Consider the following 20,059-nt stretch of genomic DNA (forward strand, 5'->3'; position numbering starts at 1 on the left):
GCGGCATGAGCAGTGAACTTCCCGCTCGCGCCGACGTCGTGATCGTCGGTGCCGGGCACAACGGCCTGGTCTCCGCCATCCTGCTGGCCCGCGCCGGCCTGGAGGTCCTGGTGCTGGAGGCCGCCGACGTGATCGGCGGCGCGACCCGCACCGAGAACCCGTTCCCGAAGGTGCCCGAGCTGCGGCACTCCACCGGCTCGTACCTGCTCGGGCTGATGCCACCGGAGTTGCTCGCCACGCTCGACGTGCGGATCCCGGTGCTGCGCCGCGACCCGCACTACTTCCTGCCCACGCCGGGCGGCCTCGGCTCGCCGTACCTGCTCTTCGGCAGCGACACCGCCGCCACCCGCGCCCAGCTCGCCGAGTTCTTCTCCCCCGCCGACGTCGCCGCCGACGACGCCATGCAGGCCGAGCTGGCCGCCCTGCGCGAGGATCTCGCGCCGGCCTGGCTGGCCGAGCCGCTGACGGCTCAGGAAACTGCCGAGCGGCACGTCCGTCCGGCGCTGCGACAGGTCTTCGTCGACCTGGTCCAGGGCTCGGTCGCCGACTACCTGGCCCGTTTCGAGTTCCGCTCCGAGCTGCTGGTCAGCATGTACGCGGTCACCGACGGGCTCTCCGGGCTCAACGCCGGCCCGGACGACCCCGGCACCGGCCACAACTTCCTGGTCCACAACATGTGCCGGCTGCCCGGCTCCGGCGGCACCTGGATGATCGCCGAGGGCGGGATGGGCACCGTGTCGCGCACGTTCGCCGACGCCGCCCGCGCCGCCGGTGCGACCATCCTGGCCGGTACGCCGGTGACCGCGGTGACCCTGGACGGCGGCGCGGCGAGCGGTGTCGTGCTCGCCGACGGCCGGCAGGTCGCCGCCCGGGTGGTCCTCGGCGCGTGTGACCCGTACCGGCTGATGGACCTGTTGCCCGACGGCGCGCTCCCGGCGCCGCTCGGCGAGCGGATGGCGGCGGTCCGCCGCCCCGGCACGACGCTGAAGCTCAACCTGGCGTTGACCGGGCTGCCCCGGTTCTCCTGCCTGCCGGCCGACGCGCCTAGCCCGTTCGGCTCGACCATCCACCTGCTGCCCGGCTCCGCGTCGCTGGTCGGCGGGGAGGCCACCTCGCCCATGACCGCGCTGCGCGCCATGTGGGCGGACGTGCAGGCCGGTCGGCTACCGGCCGAACCGACCATCGAGTGGTACCTGCACACCACCGTCGACCCGTCGCTCTCCGACGCCGCCGGGCACCACTCGTCGGCGCTCTTCGTGCAGTCGGTCCCCTACGACCTGGCCGGCACCACGTGGGACGCGGCGCTGCCCGGCTACGTCGACCGGCTGATCGCGATCGTCGAGCGCTACGCCCCCGGCACCGGCGACCTGATCGCCGACGCGGTGCCCCTGCCCCCGCCGGGCATCGAGGCCCACTTCGGGATCACCGGAGGGCACATCCACCACGTGGACAACACCGTGTCGTTCACCGACCGGATGCCCTACGCCACCGGTGTCGACGGCGTGTACGCCGGCAGCGCCGGCTGCCACCCGGCGGGCAGCGTGATCGGCGCGGCCGGCCACAACGCCGCCCGCCGCATCCTCGCCGACCTAGGCCGCTGACCCGCCCCCGGACGGGCGGGCCGACGGCCGGAGGTCGCCGGGGCCTCCGATCAGGTAGAAGGCGACCAGCAGGAGGTACGCGCAGAGGCTGAGGATGGGGTCGACGAAGACGACGGCGAAGGCGAGCAGGTAGAGCAGGGGCTTCAGCAGGATCCGCCGTGCGACCGCGCGGGCGAGCCGCGGATCCAGGTCGGGGTGGAGCAGCCCGCGCCGGCGGGCCCACCACCAGCTCAGGTTGACGAAGAGCGCCTCACCGAGCACGGTGCCGACGTAGAGGGCGGCCGTCAGCCGCTGCTCGGTCGCACTACCGCGCAGGTTGTCCGACAGCAGGTCGGCGGTGAACGGGATCGTGGCGATGAAGAGCAGCACGAACAGGTTGAAGACCAGCAGCAACTGGTCGACCCGCACGATGTACCGCCACAGGTTGTGGTGGGCGATCCAGACCTGCCCGGCGATCGCGAAGGTGATCACGTACGCCAGGTAGGACGGCCAGGCGTGGGCGAGGGCGTCCGGAAGCTCCCGCCCGCTCTCCCGGGCCGGTCCGGTCTGGAGCAGTTCGACGGCCATCACCGTCAGCACGACGCCGAAGACCCCGTCGCTGAACGTCTCCACCCGGGCGGCGTCGCGGGCCTTCTCCCGGCCGCGCCCGTACCGGTACCCGTCCTCCTCAGCGCCGGCCCCCGCCACGTCCGCTCGTCAGATGACGGCTTCGCCGGCCGGGGCGGGAGCCTCGGCGTCGACCCGGTGGGCCCGAACCTTGTGGCCGACGCTGGTGAGGCAGCGGCCGCTGGCCAGGTCGAAGCGCCAGCCGTGCAGCTGGCAGGTGAGCTGGTCGCCCTCGACGATGCCGAACCGGGTCAGGTCGGCCTTCAGGTGCGGGCAGCGCCGCTGCACCACCCAGTCACCCAGGGTGATGTCCTCGGCGTCGGTGCTCCGCTCGTGCTCGTCGTACCAGCCCTCGGCGTACTGGAGCCGCTCCTCGGAGAGGCACTTGAAGAACGCGTAGACGAACTCGTTGTACTGGCCGATCCGGGCCGCCGAGAACCGGCAGGAGAGGAAGAGCGAGTTGACCCAGTCCACCTCGTCGATGTACAGCAGGTGCTCGATCAGCGCCCGCTCGGTACGGAACCGGTAGCGGACCTTCTCGTCGGCGTACGGCCGGACCTCCTTGCCGGGGAAGTCCACCACGATCGACTCGACGCTCTCCCCGTCGTAGCCCACCAGGTCGAAGCGGACCGGGCCGCCGACACCCTTGGCCAGGTAGATCGACTCGTCGAGCAGCGGCTCGATCCGGCTCTTCATCTGAGCGAGCACGTCCACCTCGGGATGCCGCCAGGACGCCTTCTCGGCCTCGATGATCGGGCGCTTGCGCTCCCGCATCTCCTCCAGGTGGGCGACCTTGTTCGCGAAGAACTCCTCGACCGGCACCGGGTGGGTCGTGGTCGCGCCCTCGGTGGTGACCTCCGCGACGCTGCCGGGCAGCAGCACGATCCCGTTGGTGCCGCCGACCTTCGCGTACTCGGCCAGGAAGACCGACTGGTCGGGGAAGATGTTGCCCTCGTCGCCGTGGATGTCGTTGAACTGCCACAGCGCGTCGTCGAGGAAGCATGGCGGGCCGGCGATCGGGAAGACGTGCGACGCCTTCAGGTCGTCGATGTAGCGCCAGGTCCGGTCGAACTGCCGGTCGCGCTTCTGCTTGCCGAACGCGGTCTTCGCCGCCTGCGGCAGCTCGTAGACCATCGGGTACCAGATCGCGCCGGAGAACTGCAGCAGGTGGGCGTGCACGTGCCCCAGCTCGGCGAAGACGCTCAGGTCGGTGGGTCGGGCGTCGTTCTGGTTGAGCAGCCGCACCCCGTCGTACTCCACCCAGAGCGACGAGTCGCCGATCGGGCCGTCCGTGGGGCTGGTCAGCGCCTGGATCATGATCTTGAGGCCGCCGGGCAGCTCCACGACCTGCTCGTTCGGCGCCTTCAGGAACTTCGTGAAGCCCAGCGCCCGGAACTCGTCCTCCATCTCGGAGGTGGGGAACTCGGGGAGCAGGACCGTGGCGTCCTTGGAGACGAAGTCCCGCAGGTGCTTGGCGTCGAAGTGGTCCCGGTGCAGGTGGGAGACGTACAGGTAGTCGACCTGGCCCAGGCTCTCCCAGTCGAGCAGGGAATTGTCCGGAAACGGAAACCACGAGGCGAAGTAGGCAGGATTGACCCACGGGTCGCACAGGATACTGCCCGCGGCCGTGTCGATCCGCATGCTGGCGTGCCCGGTTCCGGTCACTCGCACCGCACAGTCCCCCTCAAACAGACAATCAGGTGTACGCCAAACGCTACCGGAGGGAGTCTGACCGCCGCCCCGCGACGCCGGTAGTGCCGTCCGGCCCCGCCGGGCGGGACCCTGGGCCGGGGAAACCCCCACCGCGCCGACCCGGGCAGGAGGCGTGCCAGACTAACCGGAGATCCGATCGCGAGGGAAGGACCGACAGTGGCAGGAAGCGAGCCGGTAACGTCGCCAGACCAGCACAAGCCCGGGCACCGCAAGTCCGGGCGGATCGGCGCGGTGCTCACGGCGCTGGCGCTGCTGGCGATGATCTGCGGCAACCACGAGGGCAGGGTCGAGGACATCTGGCTGGTCGGCCTGGCCGCGCTGCTGCTGATCATCGTGATCGGCGACGCCGTGCTGCGGCGCAACGGTCTGCGCTCCTGACCCGACCGGCCGCCGGACGACCGGCCGACGTACGCCGAGGGCCCGCCCCCACCCGGGGACGGGCCCTCGTCCGTACGCGTCGGGCTCAGCGCCCGAAGAGGATGTCCTGCACGTCCTTGAGCGCGGCGTCGACCTCGGCCTCGAAGTAGCCGCCGGGAACCAGGCCGAACCGGAGCGTGTCCAGGTCCTTCGGGTTGACCGGCATCGGGTTGCGGCCCTGCATGCCGCCGAGCAGGGTGTCGAAGAAGCGGTCGACCTGGTCCGGGTCGTACCCGCTGCCGAACCGGCGCACCTGGAAGCTGCGCCGGATCTGGTCGACCCGGTACAGGTCGCTGCCGGGCGGGCCGGCCATCGGCGGGCCACCCATCGGCGGACCCCCGACCGGCGGACCGGCGACGGCGGGCGGACCGGCCATCGGCGGGCCGCCGATGCCCTGCTGCGGCATCGGGGGCGGGCCGGCCGGGCCACGGCGCATGTCGCGCAGGTCCCGCTCGGGCATCCGGATCTCGGCGGTCATGTCGGCACGGCCGTGCCGACCGGCCTCGAAGCCGTCGAAGCGCGGCTCCTCCGGCGGGTAGCCGCCCGGCGAGCGCTGGTCGTCCGGGGGGCCGTAGCCACCGGGCATGCGCTGATCGTCGGGGGGACCGTAACCACCGGGCATCCGCTGGTCGTCCTGGCCGTAGCCACCCGGGCCGGCGGGCAGGCCACGCGGCGGGGCACCGTGCCCACCCATCGGGCCGCCCGGACCCATCGGGCCGGGACCACCCGGGCCGCGCGGCGCGTCGTAACCGCCGCGGGGGGCGTCGTACCCACCGGCGAAGGCGCCGGTCGGCTCGTCGTAGCGGCCGTAGCGGTCGGCGGGCGGGCCGGCCTGCGCCGGCATCGGCCGGGGCGGCATGGGCTGCGGAACCATGCCGCGCTCGTCGCGCATCGGCGGACCCAGCCGGTCCGGTGGGCCCATCCGGTCACCCATGCGGGGGTCGCCACCGCGCCCGGCGGCGTTGCGCTCCTCCAGCTCGGCCAGCTGCCGCTCGACCCGGTCCAGGTGCAGGTCGACCTGCCACTCGTCGTAACCGTTGAACCGGACCCGGAAGACGACGTCGTGGACCTCCTGGGAGGCCACCGGCGCGCCGACCTGTCGGCCGTCGAGCGTCGCCTCGACCCGGTCGAGGAAGGCATCCACCTCGTCGACCTTGTATCCCCGGCGGAGCGCCTTGCGCCGGAAACGCTGACCCTGACTCGCCACTATGTCTCCTGGTCTCGTTCGCCACGCCCGGTCACGCCGGTGCCTCTCCGGCGCGGTCGGTGTTGGTGTCGTTGTCGTCCTCGGCGGCGGCGAGCTGGCCACACGCGCCGTCGATCTCGCGACCCCGGGTGTCCCGTACGGTGGTGGACACCCCGGCGTCGCGCAACCGCCGGACGAACTCCCGCTCAACCGGCTTCGGGCTCGCGTCCCAGCGACTGCCCGGCGTCGGATTGAGTGGAATGAGGTTCACGTGCGCCAACTTGCCGGCCAGCAGCCGCCCGAGCAGGTCGGCCCGCCACGGCTGGTCGTTCACGTCCTTGATCATCGCGTACTCGATCGACACGCGACGGCCCGTCCGGGCGGCGTAGTCCCACGCTGCGTCCAGCACCTCGGAAACCTTCCAGCGCTGGTTTACCGGCACGAGTTCGTCGCGCAGATCATCATCGGGGGCGTGCAACGACAGCGCAAGGGTCACTGAGAGGTCTTCGCTGGCCAGTCGGCGGATGGCAGGAACCAGGCCGACCGTGGAAACGGTGATGTGCCGCTGGGACAGGCCGAGCCCCTCGGGAGCCGGGCTGACCAGGCGACGGATCGCGCCGATCACCCGGGAGTAGTTGGCCAGTGGCTCGCCCATGCCCATGAAGACGACGTGCGACAGCCGCGGTGGGGAGCCGGCGACCGCACCGGAGGCCGCCACCCCGGCCAGGTACACGGCCTGGTCGACGATCTCGGCGGTGGACAGGTTGCGGGTCAGCCCGGCCTGGCCGGTGGCGCAGAACGGACACGCCATGCCGCAGCCGGCCTGGCTGGAGATGCAGACGGTGACCCGGTCCGGGTAGCCCATCAGCACGCTCTCCACCAGCGAGCCGTCGTGCAGCCGCCAGAGCGCCTTGCGGGTGGCGCCGTCGTCACAGGCCAGCTCGCGCACCGGAGTGAGCAGCTTCGGCAGCAGTTGGTCGGCCAGCCGCTCCCGGGTCGCCGCGGGCAGGTCGGTCATCGCCTGCGGGTCGCGGACCAGCCGCCCGAAGTAGTGGTTGGAGACCTGCTTGGCGCGGAAGGCCGGCTCGCCCAGCCCGGCGACCAGCGCCTGGCGGCCGGCCAGGTCCAGGTCGGCGAGGTGCTGAGGTGGCATGGAGGCCCGGCGTGCGGCGGGGGCGTCCGAGGTAACGGGGATCAACGGCAGGCTCGTCATGGCTGGTCCAGTGTGTCACGCTCTCGGCGACACGTACCTGTCCGGAGGTGTCGAACCGGCCCCGACCGCGGGATCGGGTTCACCGTGCCGGCGTGATCCATGCCTCACTTCACCATCGGCACGAAGATCGCCAGCAACAGGTACGCGGTCGGCACCGCGAACAGGATCGAGTCCAGCCGGTCCATCAGGCCACCGTGGCCCGGCAGCAGGTTGCTCATGTCCTTGATGCCGAGGTCGCGCTTGATCATCGACTCGGCGAGGTCGCCGAGGACCGCCGCGCAGGCGACGGCCACCCCGAACACCGCACCCCACCACGGCGCCAGGTCGAACATCAGCCACAGCAGCAGGGCACTGCCCAGGGCCGCCGCCGTGACCGAGCCGGCGAAGCCCTCCCACGACTTCTTCGGGCTCACCGACGGCGCCATCGGGTGCCGACCGAACGAGACGCCCGCGGCGTACCCGCCGGTGTCGGAGAGGACCACCGCGATGAGTGTGGCCAGGATGCGCAGCGGGCCGTCGTCGGGGGCCGCCGCCAGCAGCGCCGCGAACCCGCCGAGGAAGGGCACGTAGACGGCGATCAGGGTGGCGGCGGTGAGATCCCGCTGGAAGCCGCCCGGGCCGTCGCCCAACCGCCAGATCATCGTGCCCAGGACGGTGACCAGCAGCCCCAGGCTGAGCGCGTCCGGGCCGGCGAACCAGGCCAGACCCACGGTCAGCACGCCGCCGGCGACCAGCGGCACCAGCGGTGGGTGGGCGCCGCTGCGCCGGACCGCCCGGGCCATCTCCCAGATGCCGACGCCGATCGCCGCGGCGATCACCACGAGGAACGCCAGCGGGTAGAAGACCAGCGGCACCACGATCAGCGCGCCGAGCCCCAGACCCACCCCGATCGCCGCCGGCAGGTTACGGCCGGCGCGCCCGGAGCCCACCTGCTGGGTGGCCGGTCGGTCGGCGCTCGCCCGGCGTCGGCCCTTCGACCGTCGGCCGGCCGGAGGCTCCGGCTCGGACATCAGGTCCTCGTCCGGGCCGACGTCGGCGCCGATCGGCGCGAGCTGCGCGGTCGGATAACCGGCATCGTCGTCGTAGCGGACCGGGTCGTGGTGGCGCATCGGGTCGTCGTGGCGCATCGGGTGACCGTCGTACCGGCCGGGCTCGTCGTACCGCTCGGCGCCGGCATGACCGGGCGGGCCGTCGAAGCGGGACGGGCCGTCGCCGCCGGCGGGCGGGCGGGCGTCGTACCGGCCGCCCCGGCCCCGCTCGTCGTACCGGTCGGGCTGGTTGCGGTCGTCCTGGTACCGGTCCCGGTCGTCCGGGCGGGCCGGCCGCCCACGGTCGTCGTAGGGATCCGCGGGGTACGGGTCGGCGGGCGGGCGGGTACGCGGCTCGGCGTACAGCTCAGCGCCGGCGGCCGGACGGCGGCTCCACTGGCCCGGTTCGAGTTCCGGCTCTGGCCAGGGCAGGGCCGTCGGGCGCTCCGGCCGCTCCCAGCCGCGAGGCTCGCCACCGTAGGGGTCGGGGTGGGACATCACGCACCGCGACGCGGCACGAGTACCACCACATGACGCAAGACCACAAGCATCCCCTACACGCGTGACTTTTGTTCCTCCGGTCGACCGCCCCTACGGTCGGTCGATCCCCGGTGTTCACCGCCCGGTGGCCGGGAATCCTGCCGAGCCTACTGCACCCGCCGCCGGGGCGAGGTGGACGATCGGCCCCGGCCTCCCACCCGGGCGGCGAGCGGGACGACGGCGTCCACGCGTACCTCGGAACGACCCTGACCCGAGACCACCCGGACCGTCCGGATCCCGAGCTGGCAAACGGCACGAGGCCCGTCCCCGAAAGCGGGGTCGGGCCTCACGTCGACTGCCTGCCGGGGCGGACACCCGGGCCGGGGGTCAGACCTCCAGCAGCTCGGTCTCCTTGTGCTTGACCAGGTCGTCGATGCTCGCCACGTAACGCTGGGTCAGGTCGTCCAGCTCCTTCTCGGCGCGGCGGCCGTCGTCCTCGCCGGCCTCGCCGTCCTTGACGATCCGGTCCAGCTCCTCCTTGCCACGGCGGCGGACGTTGCGGATCGCCACCTTGGCCTCCTCACCCTTGTGCCGAGCCACCTTGATCATGTCGCGGCGGCGTTCCTCGGTCATCTGCGGGAGCAGGATGCGCAGCTGGTTGCCCTCGTTGTTCGGGTTCACCCCGAGGTCCGAGTCGCGGATCGCCTTCTCCATCGCGTTGATCTGCGAGTTGTCGTACGGCTTGATGATGGCCATCCGCGGCTCGGGGACGGCGATGGACGCCATCTGGGTCAGCGGCGTGGGCGTGCCGTAGTAGTCGATGATGACCTTGGAAAACATGGCGGCGTTGGCGCGACCGGTACGGATGGCGCCGAACTCCTCCTTGGCGTGCTCGACCGCACGCTCCATCTTCTCCTCGGCCTCGAGGAGGGTGTCGTCGATCACCGGTCTCCTCGCCTCCTTCTGTGCTCGTCGTGGGCTCTGCTGAAAGTCGCCGGGACCGCCGCTGCCGTCGCCGCGGGCGGGGCGGGGCTCAGGCGGTGATCAGGGTGCCGATCTTGTCGCCACCCACCGCGCGGATGATGGTGTCGTCACCCTGCGCGCCGAAGACCAGCATCGGCAGGCCGTTCTCCATGCAGAGGCTGAACGCCGCCGCGTCGGCAACCCGCAGGTTGCGGCGCAGCACCTCGGAGAAGGTGATCGAGTCGAACTTGCTGGCGGTCGGGTCGAGCCGGGGGTCGGCGGTGTACACGCCGTCCACCCCGTTCTTGCTCATCAGCACCACGTCAGCCCGGATCTCCAGCGCCCGCTGAGCGGCAACGGTGTCGGTGGAGAAGTACGGCATGCCCGCCCCGGCGCCGAAGATGACCACGCGGCCCTTCTCCAGGTGCCGGATCGCCCGCAGCGGAATGTACGGCTCGGCGACCTGAGCCATCGTGATGGCGCTCTGCACCCGGGTCTCGATGCCTTCCTTCTCCAGGAAGTCCTGCAGGGCGAGGCAGTTCATCACGGTGCCGAGCATGCCCATGTAGTCGGCGCGGGCCCGGTCCATCCCCCGCTTCTGCAGCTCCGCGCCGCGGAAGAAGTTGCCCCCGCCGACCACCACGGAGACCTGCACGCCGCGACGGACCACGGTGGCGATCTGGCGGGCGATGGCCTGGACGACGTCCGGGTCGACGCCGATCGCGCCGCCACCGAACACCTCACCGGAGAGCTTCAGCACCACCCGGCGGGCCCGACCGGGCGGCGGCGCCGTCGGATCGTCCACCGCCAGCGTCCGGTCACTCACAACCTGCGTCATCCGCCCCGCCCTTCCCCACGCGTACGCCCCGCGCGCCGCGAACCTGCCGCTGCCGACCCTATGTGACAAGGAGGCCGCGGTGCCTGTCACGTACACCGGCGGCCTCCTCGTCGACGTTTCCTGCCCACGGGCGCGTGCGGCGCCCGGTGGCGGCTCAGGCCTGGCCGACCTCGAACCGCACGAAGCGGGTGACCTCGATGCCGGCCTCGGCCAGCACCTGCTTCACCGACTTCTTGTTGTCGGTGACCGACGCCTGCTCGATCAGGACGTAGTCCTTGAAGAAGGCGTTGACCCGGCCGTCGACGATCTTCGGCAGCGCCGCCTCGGGCTTGTTCTCCTCGCGGGCGGTCTGCTCGGCGATGCGCCGCTCGGACTCGACGACCTCGGCCGGCACCTCGTCACGGGTGAGGTACTTCGGCCGCATCGCGGCGATCTGCATGGCGACGCCACGAGCGTCGGCGTCACCGGCCTCGTCCGACTTGCCCGCGTACTGCACCAGCACGCCGACCGCCGGGGGCAGGTCCTGGGCCTTGCGGTGCAGGTAGACGGCGGTGGTGCCGTCCAGCTTCGCGAAGCGGTTGAGCACCAGCTTCTCGCCGATCTTGGCGGACTGCTCCTGGATCAGGTCGGCGACCGGCTTGCCGTTCAGCTCGCTGGCCAGCAGCTCCTCGGCGTTGGTCACGCCGGAGCGCTCGCCGTGCTCGACCAACTGCTGGGCCAGGGCGATGAACGACTCGGTCTTGGCCACGAAGTCGGTCTCGCAGTTGAGCTCCAGCAGCGCCTGGCCCGAGTGGGCGACAAGGCCGTTGGCGGCCGTCCGGCCGGCCCGCTTGCCGACGTCCTTGGCGCCCTTGACGCGCAGGATCTCGGTGGCCTTCTCGAAGTCGCCCTCGGCCTCGGTCAGCGCCTTCTTGCTGTCCATCATGCCGGCGCCGGTGAGGTCGCGGAGCTTCTTGACGTCCGCGGCGGTGAATTGGGACATGGCTCTCTCTTCGGTGTTGAGACGGCGTGTGGATGGTCAGAGGTGCCGGTTACCCGGATCCGGGCCGATCGTGCCCGGCGTACCGCCGCTGCCCCGGGGTACGCAAAAACGGACGGCGGGGCAGCGACGGTGCGGTCACTCCGCGGTGGCGGCCGCCGGCTGCTCGGTGGCGACCTGCGCCGGCTGCTGCTCGACGGCGGCGGGGGCGGCCTGCTCGGCCGGGACGGCCGACTCGTCGGCCTTCTTCGGCTCGAGCAGCTCGCGCTCCCACTCGGTCAGCGGCTCGTCGCTCGCGACGCCCGGCTCGGGCTTCTCGTCGGTGCCCCGGCGACGGCCGGAACGCGCGATCAGACCGTCCGCGACGGCGGCGGCGACGACCTTGGTCAGCAGCTCGGCCGAGCGGATCGCGTCGTCGTTGCCCGGGATCGGGAAGTCGACCTCGTCCGGGTCACAGTTGGTGTCCAGCACCGCGATCACCGGGATGCCCAGCTTGCGGGCCTCGTCGACGGCGATGTGCTCCTTCTTGGTGTCGACGATCCAGACCGCGGCCGGCAGCTTCTGCATGTCCCGCAGGCCACCCAGCGTGCGGGTGAGCTTGATCTTCTCGCGGGAGAGCTGCAGCGTCTCCTTCTTGGTGTACCCGGCGGCGGTGCCGCTGAGGTCACCCAGACCCTCCAGCTCCTTCATCCGCTGGAGCCGCTTGTACACCGTCTGGAAGTTGGTCAGCATGCCACCGAGCCAGCGGTGGTTGACGTACGGCTGGCCGACCCGGGTCGCCTGCTCGGCGATAGCCTCCTGGGCCTGCTTCTTGGTGCCGACGAACAGGATGCTGCCGCCCTCGGCGACGGTGCCACGGACGAACTCGTACGCCTTCTCGATGTAGTCGAGGGTCTGGCGCAGGTCGATGATGTAGATGCCGTTGCGCTCGGTCATGATGAAGCGCTTCATCTTCGGGTTCCAGCGCCGGGTCTGGTGCCCGAAGTGGACACCGCTCTCCAGCAGCTGACGCATGGTCACGACGGCCATGGTGGGGTACTCCTCAAGATCCCTGGTTGTCACGCCCGGCCGGTGGCCGGGCGTCCTGGCGCCTGGTCGCCGGCCATGGTGTTCCCGACCGAGATCGGGACCAGGGAGGCCGTCGCTTCACGACGATTCGTGAAGAGGGCGCGCGAGGTCGACCGCGCAAGGCGGTCGCCAGTTGGCCAGTGTACGCCCCTCACCCGCCCCACCGCCCCGGGGTGCGCGGCGGGCTGCTGGCGCCATGATCCGCACTACTGCGTGCGAACGTGACCCGCGCGGGTCAGCCGGCGGCGAGCGCGGCGGCGATGAACAGCACCAGGCCGACGGTCAGGTACGCCGTCGGCGGGCGCAGCCAGCCCCGACCGCTGTCGGAGAGCGCGAGACCGCCGGTTCGTAGCCCGTACAGCCCGGTTGCGAAGATCGGCAGCCCGGCGACCAGGGCGATGCCCACCACCACGTTCCCGGCGGAGAGCGGATCGCCCGTCACCCCGGCCAGCAGCACCCGCAACGCCGGCACCTCGAAGATCAGCACCAGCAGGGCGAAGAGCACGGCGAGCGCCGGGCGGCGGGTCCGGTAGACACCGTCGGCCACCGGCGGGTACGCCGAGGGCTCCCCTGCCACCGGCAGCTCGCCGCCCCAAGGGCCGATGGGCGTCATCGGGCCGGTGGGCATCTCCAGCGGGTGCGGCTGGTCGCCACTCCGGGCGGGTTCGACGATCGGGTACCCGCCGAGCGGGGCGGGACGGGTCTGGTCGGCGAGCACGGCGGCCGGCACCTCTCCGGCGGGCGTCGCCTCGCGGGAACCGGCCAGGGGCGTCTCCCGGGCGGCGACCTGCGGGGTCGACTCCCGGCCCGCGGTCAGCGGCGAGCCCGCCGACGCCTCGCGGGCGGCCCGACGACCGGGCAGCTCACCGGAGACCTCGGACGGGTCGCGGTCGGCCCGCCGCGAGCGGACGGCCCGGTAGGCGTCGGGTTCCGGCCGGTCGGTCAACGGGTCGGCCGCACCGAACCGTCCCGAGTCAGCCTCGGGCGTGCCGAAACGGCCTGCCTGGGCGTCGACGGCGCCGAAGCGCCCGGAGTCCGGCTCGCGGGTGCCGAAGCGGGCGTTGTCGACTGCGGCGAAGCGACCGGAGTCGGGCTCCGGGGCGCCGAAGCGACCGCTGTCCACGGCGGCGAAGCGACCGGAGTCGGGCTCCCCGAGCCGGTCGGGCACGGCCGCGAACCGGCCGGAGTCGCTCTCCGGCGGCGTCGGGTCGCTCCCGGTCGAGCCGGCCCGAGCCGACTCCCGGCGCCTGCCGCCGGCGCTGTCCTCGCCGTAGCGGTCGTCGCCGGCACCGCGCTGCTCGGGAACGTCGTTGTCCCGGTACCGCGGCTCACCCGCGCCACGCCACTCCGACTCGCCGTAGCCGCGACCCCGCTCGTCGGGATACCAGCGCGACTCCTGATCTTCCGGAAAGCTCCGTCGTCCGTCCACGTCCGGCACCGTATGCGACCGGCTGCGCCCGCGCCATCTCACCCCGGCGCTGGCCACCGCCGCCGCCGACCCGCAGACGGGTGCGGCGGTGTGGCAGGTCACGCGAGCGGGGTGGTGGACGACGCCGCGTGGAGCAGAGTTCCGCCACCTGACCACGGGCGATCGTGGCCGGGTGGCCGCGCATGGCTAGCACACGTCGGGCTAGATCGTTCGGTCGTCCACAGGACCCCGGTTGTCCACAGCGGACCGACGCCAGGGTCGCGGTTCTCGTGCCTCGGAAGGCACCGTGCCGGGCATGACGAAGCGGAACCAGGCGGTCGGCGCGTACGGCGAGCGCTGTGCGACCCGGCACCTGATCGGCGCGGGGCTGCGGCCCATCGCCCGGAACTGGCGCTGCCCGGACGGGGAGATCGACATCATCGCCTGGGACGGGCCGGTGCTCGCCTTCTGCGAGGTGAAGACCCGCCGGGGCGACAGCTTCGGCACCCCGGCCGAGGCGGTCGTGCCGACCAAGGCTCGCCGGCTGCGAGGGCTCGCCGCCCGCTGGCTGGCCGAGACCGGGACGACGGCCGACGAGGTGCGGTTCGATGTGCTGTCGGTCCGGCTGCCCGACGCCGGCCCCGCCCGGGTCGACCACCTGAAGGGCGCCTTCTGAGGTGCGCGCCGCGCGAGGTCGGACGGGCAGGCCGGGCGGTGACCGGCCGTGAGCTACGCGAAGGTGCTCTGCGTGGGGCTGGTCGGGGTCACCGGTCACCTTGTCGAGGTGGAGGCCGACCTGGCCGCCGGCCTGCCGGCGGTGGTGATCTCCGGGCTGCCGGACACCGCCCTGCACGAGGCCCGGGACCGGGTCCGGGCAGCCGTGGTCAACTCCGGCCAGCGCTGGCCGAACCGGCGGATCACCCTCAACCTGCTGCCGGCCACGCTGCCGAAGTTCGGCTCGGCCTTCGATTTGGCCATCGCGGCAGCGCTGCTGGGCGGGTCGGGCGAGCTGCCGCTGCTTCCCCTGGAGGGGGTGGTGGTCCTCGGCGAGCTGGGCCTGGACGGGACGGTCCGGCCGGTGCGCGGGGTGCTGCCGATGGTCGCCGCCGCCGCCCAGGCGGGCATCGGGCGGGTGATCGTCCCCGCCGGCAACGCCGCCGAGGCCGCGGTCATCCCCGGGGTACGGGTGCGGGCGGTCGACACGCTGCACCGGCTGGTCGCCTTCGTCCGGGACGGCAGCCCACTGATCGAGCCCCCACAGGACACCCCGACCGCGGTCACCGGTGGCCCGGACCTGGCCGAGGTCGCCGGGCAGCAGTTGGGGCGACGGGCCCTGGAGGTGGCCGCTGCGGGCGGGCACCACGTGGCGCTGCTCGGCCCGCCGGGCGCCGGCAAGACGATGCTCGCCGAACGACTACCGTCGATCCTGCCGGAGCTGGACGACGAGGCCGCGCTGGAGGTCACCGCGCTGCACTCGGTCGCCGGGCTGCTGCCGCCGGGCGGCCGGCTGCTGCGCCGCCCACCGCTGCAGGCACCGCACCACACGGCGACAGTGCCGTCGCTGGTCGGTGGCGGTTCAGGGCTGGCCCGGCCCGGCGCGGTGTCACTGGCCCACCGCGGGGTGCTCTTTCTGGACGAGGCACCGGAGTTCAGCAAGGGCGCGCTGGAGGCGCTGCGCCAGCCGCTGGAGAACGGCCGCGTCCGACTGGCCCGCAGCGGGGGTGCCACCGAATATCCGGCCCGGACACAACTGGTGCTGGCCGCCAATCCCTGCCCCTGCGCGAAGCCAGCCGGCGACGCGCACTGCGAGTGCACGCCGCTGGTCCGCCGCCGCTACCTGGGCCGGCTCTCCGGGCCACTGCTCGACCGGATCGACGTCCAGGTGCGGCTGATGCCGGTACGGGCGGCGGAGCTGATGGCGGCCGCGAGCGACGCCGAGTCCTCGGCCACGGTCGCGGCACGGGTATTGGTGGCCCGGCAGGCGGCGGCCGCTCGCTGGGCCGGCCTCGGGCGGCGACTCAACGCCGAGGTGGACGGTCCCCTCCTGCGCCGACCGCCGTGGCGGCTGCCCAACCGGGACACCGCCGAGCTGCGCGGACGGCTCGACTCCGGCTCGCTGTCCGCACGCGGCTTCGATCGGGTGATCCGGATGGCCTGGACGATCGCCGACCTGGACGGCCGGGACCGCCCGGACCAGGACGACGTGCGGGAGGCGATCCAACTACGGACAGGAGAGGCGACGTGAGCAGCGACGAGGAGCACAGGCTGGCCCGGGTCGCACTGACCTGGCTGGCCGAGCCGGGCACCCGCGCGGTGCACCGTCTGGTCGAGCGGCTGGGCCCGGTGGCGACGCTGGACCTGCTGCTCGACGGCGGCAGCCCGGACGGCTGGCTGCACACCACGGTGGCCGCCCGCTCCGCCGCCGGCGACGCCCGGGCGGTGGCGGCCGAGGCACTGGCCCGGGCGGACCGTCTCGGCGCCCGGCTGGTCACACCCGACGACGAGGAGTGGCCGACGCGGGTGGCCGGCCTGGCCACGCTGCAACTGCCGGACACCACCAGACGGGTGGACGGCGAGACGGCGCCGCCACTGTGCTTCTGGGTGCGCGGAGGCTGGCCCCTGGGCGAGGCGCTGGAACGCTCGGTGGCCGTCGTCGGGGCGCGGGCGGCCACCGGCTACGGCCAGCACGTCGCCACCGAGCTGGGATACGGGCTGGCCGAGCGGGACTGGACGGTGGTCTCCGGTGGCGCGTTCGGCATCGACGCGGCCGCGCACCGGGGCGCTCTCAACGCCGGCGGGCTGACCGTCGCGGTGCTGGCCTGCGGGCTGGACCGGCCGTACCCGGTGGGCAACACCGCGCTCTTCGACCGGATCGCCGACACCGGCCTGCTGGTCAGCGAGTGGCCACCCGGCGCCGAGCCGCTGCGGCCCCGGTTCCTGATCCGCAACCGGGTGATCGCCGGCGGCACCCTGGGCACCGTCGTGGTCGAGGCGTCGGCGCGCAGCGGCGCGACACAGACGGCTCGACGGGCCATCTACACCGGCCGGGCGGCCATGGTGGTGCCCGGGCCGGTGACGTCGGCGATGTCCGTCGGCGCGCACGAACTGCTCCGCGAGTTTCCCAAGGCCCGGCTGGTCACCGGGGTGGGCCATGTCCTCGAGGAGGTGGGCCGGATCGGCGCCGACCTGGCACCGTTGGCCCGGGGGCCGCAGCGGCCCGCCGACGGGCTCGACGACGACGCCCGGTCGGTGTTGGAGGCGCTGCCCCGCCGGGGCACGCTGGGCGTGGACGGGCTCGCCTCCCGGGCCGGGGTCGACGTGCGGACCGCGTTGCGCAAGCTGTCCCTTCTGGAGGAGCTGTCCCTGGTGGTGCGCCGCGAGGACGGCTACGCCCTCGTCCCGCCCGCCCGCCCGGAACGCGGGACGCCCGGACCAGCGCCCCGGACTCCGACGACACCGGCAGCGGCGCGGCCGGCGATGGACAGCGCCCAGCCGTAGGCTGGTGCCGTGCCAGCTGTCAGCGGGTTTACGCGGGCCGGTCGACGGGCCGGGACGCCACCGGTCCGGCGTCGATGAGCCGGCCTGCCCGGAGCACCCGGGTCACCCACCAGGAGCTGCCGCCCGCGCTGCGCGACGCGGTCGACGACTTCGCCGAACACCTGTCCCGGGTTCGCAACCGGTCGGCACACACCGTCCGCGCGTACGTCACCGACCTGGTCTCCCTGCTCGACCACGCCGTCCGGATGGGTCGCGTCGACCTGGCCGAGCTGGACCTGTCGGTGCTGCGTAGCTGGCTGGCCCGACAGCGGACCACCGGTGCCGCCCGTACGTCACTGGCACGGCGAGCCGCTTCGGCGCGGGCGTTCAGTACGTGGGCGCACCGGGCGGGCCTGCTCCCCGCCGACGTGGGCGCCGCGCTGGCCAGCCCTCGTGCCCACCGGGAGCTACCCACCGTCCTGCGCGCCGATCAGGCCGCCGCCCTGGTCGAAGCACCGAGCCGGCTACCGGTCCCGGTGTCGACGGGTCACCCACCGACTGCTCCGACGCAGGCAGGGCCGTCACCGGCTGAGGCGACGCCGAGCGCGGCGGGGCCGGGCACCGCACTGGAGGCGGCGGCGGCCGAGGCGGTGCCACTGCGTGACCGGGTGCTGCTGGAGCTGCTCTACGCCACCGGCGTGCGGATCAGCGAGGCCTGCGGGTTGGACGTCGGGGACGTCGACCACGGCCGCCGGGTGATCCGGGTGTTCGGCAAGGGCGGCCGGGAACGTTCGGTGCCGTACGGGGTGCCCGCACAGCGGGCACTGGACGACTGGCTGCGTCGAGGGCGGCCGGCGCTGGCGGGCACCCGCTCGGCTGACGCCCTGCTGCTCGGCGCGCGGGGTGGCCGGCTCAACCCGACCACCGCCCGCCAGATCGTCGGCGGGTACGCCGAAGCCACCGGTCTTCCCCCGACCAGCCCACACGGGCTGCGCCACTCCGCCGCCACGCACCTCCTGGAGGGCGGTGCGGACCTGCGTGCCGTGCAGGAGCTGCTGGGCCACTCGTCGCTGGCGAGCACCCAGATCTACACGCACGTCTCGGTCGAGCGGCTGCGCGCCGCCTACCGCCAGGCCCACCCCCGCGCCTGACCCCGAGCGGGCCGGCCCGCCGCGAGGCGGCGGCACGCGCGGGACACGCACGAAGCCCACTGTGCCAAAGGGCTGGTCGCCGCCCCGCGCACCCAGTCGGCGAACCGGTCGGCGTTGATCGACCGACGGTTACGATCATCGGGTGAGCGTCCCGCAGCCCCCCGAGCCGATCCCGGGCGCCCGCCTGCTCTTCTCCCTCGACCCGGCGGTCAGCCACCTCAACCACGGCTCGTTCGGGGCGGTGCCGATCGGCGTGCAGCGGGCCCAGCAGCGGCTGCGCGACGAGATGGAGGCCAACCCGCTGCGCTTCTTCACGCAGGGGCTGGTCGACCGGATCGCACACACCCGCCGGCACCTCGCCGGGTTCCTGGGTGCGGACCCGGACGGCAGCGCCCTGGTCGGCAACACCACCACGGGCGTCGCCGTGGTGCTCCAGTCGCTGGGTCTGCAACCGGGCGACGAGGTGCTCAGCACCGACCACGGGTACGGCGCGGTGAGCCTGGCCATCCAGCGGGAGTGCCGCCGCACCGGAGCCGTCAGCCGGGTGCTGCCGGTCCCGTTGGCCGCGACCGACGAGCAGGTCGTGCAGATCATCCGCGCGGGCCTGCGCCCGGGTCGGACCCGTCTGCTCGTCGTCGACCAGCTCACCTCGGCGACCGCCAGACTCTTCCCGACCGCAGCCATCGTCGGGGTGGCCCATGAACACGGCGTGCCGGTCCTGGTGGACGCCGCGCACGCGCCGGGCATGCTGCCCACCCCGGTGAGCAGCATCGGCGCCGACTTCTGGGCGGGCAACCTGCACAAGTGGGCGTACGCCCCGCGCGGGACCGCCCTGCTGGCGGTGGCCGCGCAGTGGCGGGACCGGATCGAGCCGCTGGTGGTCTCCTGGGAGCAGGAGGCCGGCTTCCCGGCTCGGGTCGAGTGGCAGGCCACCCTCGACTACACGTCCTGGCTGGCCGCCCCGGCGGGCTTGTTCACGTTGCGCAGTCTCGGCGTCGACCGGGTGCGGGCGCACAACGCCGCGCTCGCCGGGTACGGCCAGCGGGTGGTGGGCGACGCCCTGGGGGTGCCTCCCGCTCACCTGCCCGACCCGGGCGGGCCGGCGGTTGCTCTGCGTCTCATTCCGCTGCCGGACGGCACCGCCACCACCATCGACGCGGCGCGGGCGCTGCAGACGCGGATCGGCGAGCGGCTGGCCGCCGAGGTGGCGGTGATGAGTTGGAACGGGCGAGGGTGGTTGCGGCTCGCCGGTCAGGTCTACAACACCGCTGACGAGTACGAACGGCTGGCCGTACGGCTGCCGCCGCTGCTCGCCCAGCGCTGACCCCCGGCGACGGGCAGCAGTCGGACCGGCCCGAGGCCGAGCAGTGCCAGCGGGTCGAGGTATTCGGTGCCCCGCAGCAGCCCCCAGTGCAGGCAGGCCACGGCCGGGCAACCCGGGTGACCGGGCAGCAGCTCGCCCAGCGGTGCGCCGGCGGTGACCGGCTGGCCGGCGCGTACCGCCGGTCGCACCGGCTCGTGGGTGGTCCGCAGGCCGCCGGCGTGCCCCACGGTGACCACCGGTCGGCCGGCGACGAGGCCCGCGAAGAGCACCGTGCCCGGCCCGGCGCTGCGGACCACCGCTCCGGCCGGCGCCGCCAGGTCCACTCCGCGGTGCCCGGCCAGCCACGGCCGGGGCGGCGGGTCGAACCGGCGCACCGGCCGTGGCGGCCCGTCGAGCGGCCACCGGAACCGCCCCGGCCCGTCATCCGCCGGTACCGGCGCGACCACCGCGACCGGCACGACCGGTGCCGCTGGACGGTCGAGCAGCGCCGCGTCGAGCACCGCGAGGCAGCAGAGCTGGACGGTGAGCGTGAGCGGCAACGTGGCACAGAGCAACAGGGGGCGGCGGATCGCGCCGGTACGCGGGGCGGGTGGCGGTCGCATGAGGG

Annotated in this window: 18 protein-coding genes; 7 read left to right on the top strand and 11 right to left on the bottom strand. The window is 73.3% G+C overall.

Annotated elements, in window-relative coordinates:
• Window positions 1–5 precede the first annotated feature (5 nt).
• Window positions 6–1,601 carry a phytoene desaturase family protein gene (locus ACTWLT_RS15280; protein WP_445318969.1) on the top strand — a complete coding sequence of 532 codons (1,596 nt, stop codon included), beginning with the start codon at window positions 6–8 and terminating at the stop codon, window positions 1,599–1,601.
• On the opposite strand, the gene ACTWLT_RS15285 is transcribed toward ACTWLT_RS15280, so the two are convergent.
• Entirely contained in the window at window positions 1,590–2,288 is a 699-nt protein-coding gene (locus ACTWLT_RS15285; protein ID WP_445318970.1) for a TMEM175 family protein, read from the bottom strand. The genes ACTWLT_RS15280 and ACTWLT_RS15285 overlap by 12 nt on opposite strands.
• A 9-nt stretch (window positions 2,289–2,297) precedes the next feature.
• The gene (locus ACTWLT_RS15290) at window positions 2,298–3,878 is read right to left on the bottom strand and encodes a Rieske 2Fe-2S domain-containing protein (RefSeq protein WP_445318971.1); all 1,581 of its coding nucleotides are present in this window, start codon (window positions 3,876–3,878) and stop codon (window positions 2,298–2,300) included.
• 198 nt (window positions 3,879–4,076) lie between these two features.
• On the opposite strand from ACTWLT_RS15290, the gene ACTWLT_RS15295 reads away from it, so the two are divergent.
• Window positions 4,077–4,298 carry a DUF2631 domain-containing protein gene (locus ACTWLT_RS15295; RefSeq protein WP_252416691.1) on the top strand — a complete coding sequence of 74 codons (222 nt, stop codon included), beginning with the start codon at window positions 4,077–4,079 and terminating at the stop codon, window positions 4,296–4,298.
• An 85-nt stretch (window positions 4,299–4,383) separates the two neighbouring features.
• Here the strand turns inward: ACTWLT_RS15295 and ACTWLT_RS15300 are convergent, their stop codons facing one another.
• The 8 genes from ACTWLT_RS15300 to ACTWLT_RS15335 form a co-directional block, all read right to left on the bottom strand.
• On the bottom strand, window positions 4,384–5,544 hold the full coding sequence (locus tag ACTWLT_RS15300) for a DivIVA domain-containing protein (protein ID WP_252416692.1): 1,161 nt from the start codon (window positions 5,542–5,544) through the stop codon (window positions 4,384–4,386).
• Window positions 5,545–5,575: 31 nt separating this feature from the next.
• Window positions 5,576–6,736, bottom strand: coding sequence for a dual-specificity RNA methyltransferase RlmN (gene rlmN / locus ACTWLT_RS15305; RefSeq protein ID WP_252416693.1), 1,161 nt, complete (start codon window positions 6,734–6,736; stop codon window positions 5,576–5,578).
• A 104-nt stretch (window positions 6,737–6,840) separates the two neighbouring features.
• A complete protein-coding gene (locus ACTWLT_RS15310) occupies window positions 6,841–8,262 on the bottom strand; it encodes a phosphatidate cytidylyltransferase (protein ID WP_445318972.1) in 1,422 nt (473 codons plus the stop codon).
• Window positions 8,263–8,631: 369 nt separating this feature from the next.
• Window positions 8,632–9,189 (bottom strand): ribosome recycling factor, encoded by a 558-nt coding sequence (frr, locus tag ACTWLT_RS15315; RefSeq protein ID WP_088946658.1) that lies wholly within the window; start codon window positions 9,187–9,189, stop codon window positions 8,632–8,634.
• An 88-nt stretch (window positions 9,190–9,277) separates the two neighbouring features.
• A complete protein-coding gene (gene pyrH, locus ACTWLT_RS15320) occupies window positions 9,278–10,045 on the bottom strand; it encodes a UMP kinase (protein ID WP_252416696.1) in 768 nt (255 codons plus the stop codon).
• A gap of 154 nt (window positions 10,046–10,199) precedes the next feature.
• Window positions 10,200–11,027 carry a translation elongation factor Ts gene (gene tsf, locus ACTWLT_RS15325; RefSeq protein ID WP_252416697.1) on the bottom strand — a complete coding sequence of 276 codons (828 nt, stop codon included), beginning with the start codon at window positions 11,025–11,027 and terminating at the stop codon, window positions 10,200–10,202.
• A gap of 135 nt (window positions 11,028–11,162) precedes the next feature.
• Window positions 11,163–12,053 carry a 30S ribosomal protein S2 gene (gene rpsB, locus ACTWLT_RS15330; RefSeq protein WP_445318973.1) on the bottom strand — a complete coding sequence of 297 codons (891 nt, stop codon included), beginning with the start codon at window positions 12,051–12,053 and terminating at the stop codon, window positions 11,163–11,165.
• A 274-nt stretch (window positions 12,054–12,327) separates the two neighbouring features.
• Window positions 12,328–13,521, bottom strand: coding sequence for a bile acid:sodium symporter family protein (locus tag ACTWLT_RS15335; protein ID WP_445318974.1), 1,194 nt, complete (start codon window positions 13,519–13,521; stop codon window positions 12,328–12,330).
• Between the two features lie 295 nt (window positions 13,522–13,816).
• Here ACTWLT_RS15335 and ACTWLT_RS15340 point away from each other — a divergent pair, with 295 nt between their 5' ends.
• The 5 genes from ACTWLT_RS15340 to ACTWLT_RS15360 all read left to right on the top strand — a co-directional run bounded on the left by ACTWLT_RS15340 (window position 13,817) and on the right by ACTWLT_RS15360 (window position 19,452).
• Window positions 13,817–14,176 carry a YraN family protein gene (locus ACTWLT_RS15340; RefSeq protein WP_445318975.1) on the top strand — a complete coding sequence of 120 codons (360 nt, stop codon included), beginning with the start codon at window positions 13,817–13,819 and terminating at the stop codon, window positions 14,174–14,176.
• A 48-nt stretch (window positions 14,177–14,224) separates the two neighbouring features.
• Window positions 14,225–15,745, top strand: a complete 1,521-nt coding sequence (locus ACTWLT_RS15345; RefSeq protein ID WP_445318976.1) for a YifB family Mg chelatase-like AAA ATPase — start codon at window positions 14,225–14,227, stop codon at window positions 15,743–15,745.
• A complete protein-coding gene (locus tag ACTWLT_RS15350; RefSeq protein WP_445319094.1) occupies window positions 15,655–16,998 on the top strand; it encodes a DNA-processing protein DprA in 1,344 nt (447 codons plus the stop codon). The genes ACTWLT_RS15345 and ACTWLT_RS15350 overlap by 91 nt, the downstream gene beginning before the upstream one ends.
• 74 nt (window positions 16,999–17,072) lie before the next feature.
• Window positions 17,073–18,128 (top strand): tyrosine recombinase XerC, encoded by a 1,056-nt coding sequence (locus ACTWLT_RS15355; RefSeq protein ID WP_445318977.1) that lies wholly within the window; start codon window positions 17,073–17,075, stop codon window positions 18,126–18,128.
• A gap of 142 nt (window positions 18,129–18,270) precedes the next feature.
• Window positions 18,271–19,452, top strand: coding sequence for an aminotransferase class V-fold PLP-dependent enzyme (locus ACTWLT_RS15360; RefSeq protein ID WP_445318978.1), 1,182 nt, complete (start codon window positions 18,271–18,273; stop codon window positions 19,450–19,452).
• Here ACTWLT_RS15360 and ACTWLT_RS15365 read toward each other — a convergent pair.
• Window positions 19,386–20,054, bottom strand: a complete 669-nt coding sequence (locus tag ACTWLT_RS15365) for a murein hydrolase activator EnvC family protein (protein WP_445318979.1) — start codon at window positions 20,052–20,054, stop codon at window positions 19,386–19,388. The two genes, ACTWLT_RS15360 and ACTWLT_RS15365, sit on opposite strands and share 67 nt — an antisense overlap.
• Window positions 20,055–20,059 lie beyond the last annotated feature (5 nt).

This window comes from Micromonospora yongxingensis, from assembly GCF_052601155.1.